The 5,618-nt window shown below is 36.9% G+C and carries 4 protein-coding genes; all 4 read left to right on the top strand.

The annotated features are described in order from the left end of the window. Window positions 1-103: 103 nt before the first annotated feature. Complete coding sequence (locus tag CKF59_RS05475; protein ID WP_119534955.1) at window positions 104-1,594, top strand: MFS transporter; 1,491 nt, start codon at window positions 104-106, stop codon at window positions 1,592-1,594. A gap of 399 nt (window positions 1,595-1,993) precedes the next feature. Next, window positions 1,994-2,965 carry a 6-phosphofructokinase gene (pfkA, locus tag CKF59_RS05480; RefSeq protein WP_119534956.1) on the top strand — a complete coding sequence of 324 codons (972 nt, stop codon included), beginning with the start codon at window positions 1,994-1,996 and terminating at the stop codon, window positions 2,963-2,965. A 749-nt stretch (window positions 2,966-3,714) separates the two neighbouring features. Next, entirely contained in the window at window positions 3,715-4,902 is a 1,188-nt protein-coding gene (locus CKF59_RS05485) for a multidrug effflux MFS transporter (protein WP_119534957.1), read from the top strand. Continuing rightward, the gene (locus CKF59_RS05490) at window positions 4,902-5,507 is read left to right on the top strand and encodes a carboxymuconolactone decarboxylase family protein (RefSeq protein ID WP_119534958.1); all 606 of its coding nucleotides are present in this window, start codon (window positions 4,902-4,904) and stop codon (window positions 5,505-5,507) included. The genes CKF59_RS05485 and CKF59_RS05490 overlap by 1 nt, the downstream gene beginning before the upstream one ends. Window positions 5,508-5,618 lie beyond the last annotated feature (111 nt).

A 5,618-nucleotide genomic window follows, 5' to 3' on the forward strand; every position in this document is an offset into this window, starting at 1 on the left:
ATTTATTTGTTTCTCCTTTTTCGTATTTTGTTATAATATAAAACATTATTTTTTAAGACAAAAGAACAAAATAATTGTTTATTTTAGAGACATTTATAATTATATGGCAAACACAAATTCATCTAATGCAGAGCAAAATTTAGAACCTGCCTCTTTAGAAAATAAACAACCTTCGGCAAAAGTTGATGATCAATTAGGAGCTCTTGACGGCGAACATGCTCCCCAATTTGTTAATCAACATGTATCTCGTTCAGTAGCAAGCAACGATGCCCATGGCATGTTAACCTCGAGTGCAATTACTCCACAAACTTCCTCGGGATCTAAAGATCGTGGAGGTAAAGTAAATTTTGATGATATCACGCCACATCAACTAGAATTACAAAAACGCCTCCCTAAAACCGTATGGTTAGTGGCGATGATGGCGTTTCTTACCTTTTTCTCAGGGCTAGCTAATAACTCTTTTTCACCGGCCATTAGTGCCATTGCTTCAGATTTCAATACAAGCGTTGCCCACATTCAACAGATTATTGCTTACTACACCATAGGTATGGGGGTAGGACAATTGTTCTGGGGACCGTTTATGGATCGTTTTGGTCGCAAAACAGTAATTGTCATCTGTGCCTTTGCAGGGGTAGCGGTAAATACTTGGATTATCTTTGCTTCTACTTTTACAGAATTACAAATAATCCGAATTTTACAAGGAATGGTATTTACTGGACTCTCTATTTCTCCAAGAGTAATGCTTCGTGATATTTTCTCTCCTCGTAAGTATATTCTCTATAACTCTTGGATAGTCACCATTTTCCTTTTTGCTCCGGTAGTCGCTCCTGTAATTGGAGGGTGGATTTATATTACTGCGGGTTGGCATATGATCTTTGTTTCCATTTCAGGACTCTTGATCTTCGCCTTTGCCCTCTTTATGATCTTTATTCCTGAAACTATAGATCCTAAAAAAGTTCAACCTTTTAAAATCAAAACCATCTTAAGTAACTACAAATATATTCTCTCTACCCCAAATAGCTTGTTCTTAATGTTAATTAACTCACTCTATACAATTACTATTGTGAGCTTCCCAACTTTACTTCCAGCTATTTATATGTATGACTATGGAATTAGTCCTCATCTTTTTGGTTACTGTATGCTGTTGAACCTAGTTTCAATTGCGACAGGGGTACAAATTAATCAACGTTTAATTAGTAAAGGAGCTAATCCTGCGTTAGTATGGCGTAATGGAGCAGTTCTCCAAGCCTTATTTACAATTGTAAACTTTGTCGTTTGTTTCTACTTCTTAAGCGTACCGGGGATTATGATTGCTCTTTTTGCCAACTTAATCTTTAATGGATTCTTAAATGGGAACTTAATTACTATTTATCTCCTTGATTATAGCAACATGGTGGGAACTGCTAACTCCTTATTAACTTCAACTCGTTTAATTCTTGCCGGTTCAACCGTAGCTTGGATCTCGCACTTTGATCGTTATAAAGGAGCAACTTTACTCTACACCAATGCGATTATTATCATTGTTTGTGCTTTATTAATCGTTACTTACTGTTGGTTATATCGTCCACAAGATCGAGTGAAAAAACCTGCTTAATTCTTTGGAGATGCTTACTTTACCACCTTAGCTCTATTAAACTTACCACCTAATAAGGAGTTAACTTACTGCTAAATCTCAGTAAGTATGTAGATATGAGCTTAAGTAAAAAACTTAGATAAAAAATTAAAGTAAACCCCAACTATTTATCAAGAACTAAATTCTTTGCCAAAGCGTGTCGACACTAACGACACGCTTTGGTTATTTTTAGCTTAATTTTCTAGGTTTAAACAAAGATTTATCAAAATTTAATTCCTAGTTGATGTATAATAAGCACTGATTTTTTAGTAAATAATAATTGAGAGTTTATTTGCGTTAATTAACGGTTAAAGACAAGATTTTCCGAGAATCTGCCTTACCGTCAATTACCTTACCTTAAATAATATAAGGGCTATAACTATGGTAAATATTCAAAAAATTGCCATCCTAACTTCAGGTGGTGATGCGCCAGGAATGAATGCTGCGATTCGTGCGGTGACACGTTACGCAACTAAAATGGGAATTGAAGTATATGGAGTTCGTGAAGGTTACTACGGTTTATACCACGATGATCTTTTCTTATTAGATTCTCGTTCAGTAGGCTTTATTCTTGAGCGTGGGGGTACAATTCTAGGTTCTTCTCGTTTCCCTGAATTCAAGCAACCAGAAAACCGTGCTAAGGCTATCGACAACTTAAAACGTCGTGGTATTCAAGCGTTAATTGTAATCGGTGGTGACGGTTCTTATACGGGAGCGAAATTAATTACTGATGAATTAGATTTCCCTTGCATAGGTTTACCAGGTACTATTGATAACGATATTCCAGGAACTGACTATACTATTGGTTTCTATACTGCTTTACAAACTGCAATTGACTCAATTGACCGTTTACGTGATACTTCATCATCACACAGCCGTGTGTCTTTAATTGAAGTTATGGGTCGTTACTGTGGTGACCTTGCAGTTTATTCAACAATTGCTGGTGGTGGTCAATACTTAATCGTTCCTGAACGTGAGTGGCATTTTGATGAAATTGTTGAAAGCATTAAAGATTCAACAGTTCAAGGTAAACGTCACTGTTTAGTAGTAGTTGCGGAACACACAACTAATGTCCAACAACTAGCAAAAGATATTGAAGCTACAACAGGTCGTGAAACTCGTGCGACTATTTTAGGTCACATTCAACGTGGTGGTAGCCCTGTAGGTGCAGACCGTATCCTAGCTACACGTATGGGAGTATATGCTGTAGATCTTTTACTCCAAGGAGAAAAAGGTCGTTGCGTAGGTATTCGTGATAACCAATTAGTGCATTATGATATTGTTGATGCAATTAATAACCAAAAACACGAATTCCCAGACGAATTATACGAAGTTGCGAAAAAAGTTGCTTAAAACTAACATTAGCCTCTAGAATTTTTCTAGAGGCTTTAGTTTGTTTATAACTTTAACTTTAAAAACTTTGAGCTATTTGTCTCTGTAATTTATTTGTGATTTTGTGTAGAGGTGGCTTTTATTTAATCCTCAAAGTATTTGTCTCTGGTGCTTATTTTAAATTAATTAATATTAACTGAAAAAATCTTTGTCAAGTCTTGCACCTAATCCCTTAAGGGGGTATAATAGTTAGTAGAAAGACTGGACAGTGCGCGAACCAACGATTCCCAGAGGCTATACTTTTACTCTTGATCACGTCACTGTCATCCCTCAGTGCATGCTTATACTCCCTAGCTATTACTCCCTGGTTTCAAAGTAAACTATAGTGTAAGAAGCCAAGTAGCTGTTAAACGTGATCTTCTTATCACATTGGTTCTCAATGAACTTTGGCTACGCCTGTTCGGCTTTCATACTTACTTGTTGTTTAAGTAAGCTTTTTGAATTTCATGATAGTTACTTCTATATTTTGTTGTATAGAATGAAGATTTGAAGCAAAGCGAATTGCTTTTTTACATAAAAATAATACCTCCTTATATTTAATTATGATAATTTTTTAATTATTCCTTAGTTTAAATTTATATATTAAAGCAAAGGATAATTAAAAAATTACGAATTGTTGGATTATATTTTCCGCTGACCTCTCCTCTTGGAGAGGTCATTTTTATTAGTAACATAGTTTTAACTAGCTCACTTTATTTTCTTTTGTGCTTATGAAGTCAGATTCATTTTTACTCTTATTTACCCTCGCCGCCATGATGGCACTTACTTCTATGTCTGTAGACATCTACCTGTCTTCCATGCCTCAAGTGGCAGCTCAATTTCATGCTCCTGCCGAGCTTACTTTAACTGGATTTTTAATTGGCTTTGCCCTCGGACAATTAATTTGGGGACCTATTTCTGATCTTCTCGGACGCAAGCTTCCTTTAACCTTAGGAATGATAATCTTTGTTCTGGGTTGTTGGGGCTGTAGTCAAAGCCAAAGCATGGAAACTCTTGTCGCTTGGCGCGTGCTTATGGCTCTTGGAGCTTGTACTGCACCTATGCTCGCTCGGGCAATGGTACGCGATCTCTTTGCCCCAAGTAAAGCTGCTGATGTCTTCTTACTCCTCAATATTATTGTCGCCATAGCTCCAATTTGTGGTCCTCTGCTCGGTACTTTAATTAGCGATTGGTTCTCTTGGCGTGCTATTTTTATCTTTTTAATGGGCGTAGGAAGTATTTTCTTTCTCCTTAGCTTTAAGCTCCCTGAAACTCTTAAGCAACGTCGTCCATTAAGTAGTCTTGGGCAAAGTTTTGTGAGTTACCTTCATCTTTGGAGCAACTTTACCTATGGACGCTACGTCCTCTGCATTACTTTTACCTATGTTGCTACCTATGCTTTTATTTCCGGAGCTCCGCAAGTTTATATTAGTCACTATCAACAAAGTGCTTTCACTTTTAATTTAATCTTTGCACTCGGAGTACTCGCAGTATTACTTACAAGCCTAGGAGCACGAAAAATTATTCACCAGTATCCTCTTGAGAAAATACTCTTGCTTGCTACTCTTTGGGCTTGTTTTTGGGGCTTAATGTTATTACTCGCAGATACTTTTACTCTTGGCATTTGGTATCTTGCTTTTTGTAATATTATGCACTTTATGCCGACAGGGATTATTACTTCAGTAGCTACCAGCTTAGCTTTAGCTCAAGTCAAAGATCAACAAGTAGGAACAGCAACAGCTCTCTTAACTGCCTTACAATATGGCTCAGGAATTATTTCTTCTTTATTCCTTGCCAAATTCTTAAGCAATGCTCATATTGAAGCCTTTGCTCTAATAATTTGTATTGCTTTATTCTTAGCGTTAGTAGTACTTTTACCGAGCAAAGCTCATAGCAAACAAAATCAGGAGTCTTATTAATGCCTAACTTTCAGACTAGAATTAAAGCAATCCAACAATTGCAACCTCTGAGCGAAGCTCAACTAGTTATAGCTCCTTTAGTTCACTTTGCTTCTCTAGGGAAACTCGAAACCCTAAAACCCCACATGGTCAAAGCTCTGAGTTTAGGTTGGAATTTAAGCCAACTCCAAGAAGTTTGTTTACAAATCTATCCCTTTGCTGGTTTTCCTCGAGCTCTAAATGCTTTAACTACTTTAGAGCAAGTAGCCAAGGAACTAAACCTAGAATATCCTCAACCTAGGGGTAAAGCCTATCAACAAGAGCTTAATTACTATGCACTAGGGGAGCAAATATTTAGTACTCTTTGCCAAATTCCAACGCCAGAGTATTTACAAAACTTTGCAGGCATAGATACTGCCCTTAAAGCTCATCTCTTTGGCTATCTCTTTGCTCGTAGTGAACTTAGTCCAGTAAATCGAGAATTAGTAGCGGTGGCGACTTTAGCAAGTCTCGAGCATCTCGAACCTCAACTAAGAGGACATATGCAGATTCTTAGAAACTTAGGGATCAGCTCAAAAGATTTAGAACTCTACTTAGGTCAGATTAAGCAAGAAGTTCTCAGCTAGACTCGCTCCTACTCGTCAGCTAAGTTGTAATCTTCTTTACTAAATATTTTGCATTTAAAGCATAAATAAATTCATCTCTACAATTATTCTCAAAACAAAAAATCGAGTTTA

The organism is Psittacicella gerlachiana, assembly GCF_003585965.1.
GTDB classification, from domain to species: Bacteria; Pseudomonadota; Gammaproteobacteria; order Enterobacterales; family Psittacicellaceae; genus Psittacicella; species Psittacicella gerlachiana.

Coding starts and splice junctions, on each gene's coding strand:
- CKF59_RS05475 (WP_119534955.1), top strand. CDS start 104: ATGGCAAACACAAATTCATCTAATGCAGAGCAAAATTTAGAACCTGCC.
- CKF59_RS05490 (WP_119534958.1), top strand. CDS start 4,902: ATGCCTAACTTTCAGACTAGAATTAAAGCAATCCAACAATTGCAACCT.
- pfkA (WP_119534956.1), top strand. CDS start 1,994: ATGGTAAATATTCAAAAAATTGCCATCCTAACTTCAGGTGGTGATGCG.
- CKF59_RS05485 (WP_119534957.1), top strand. CDS start 3,715: ATGAAGTCAGATTCATTTTTACTCTTATTTACCCTCGCCGCCATGATG.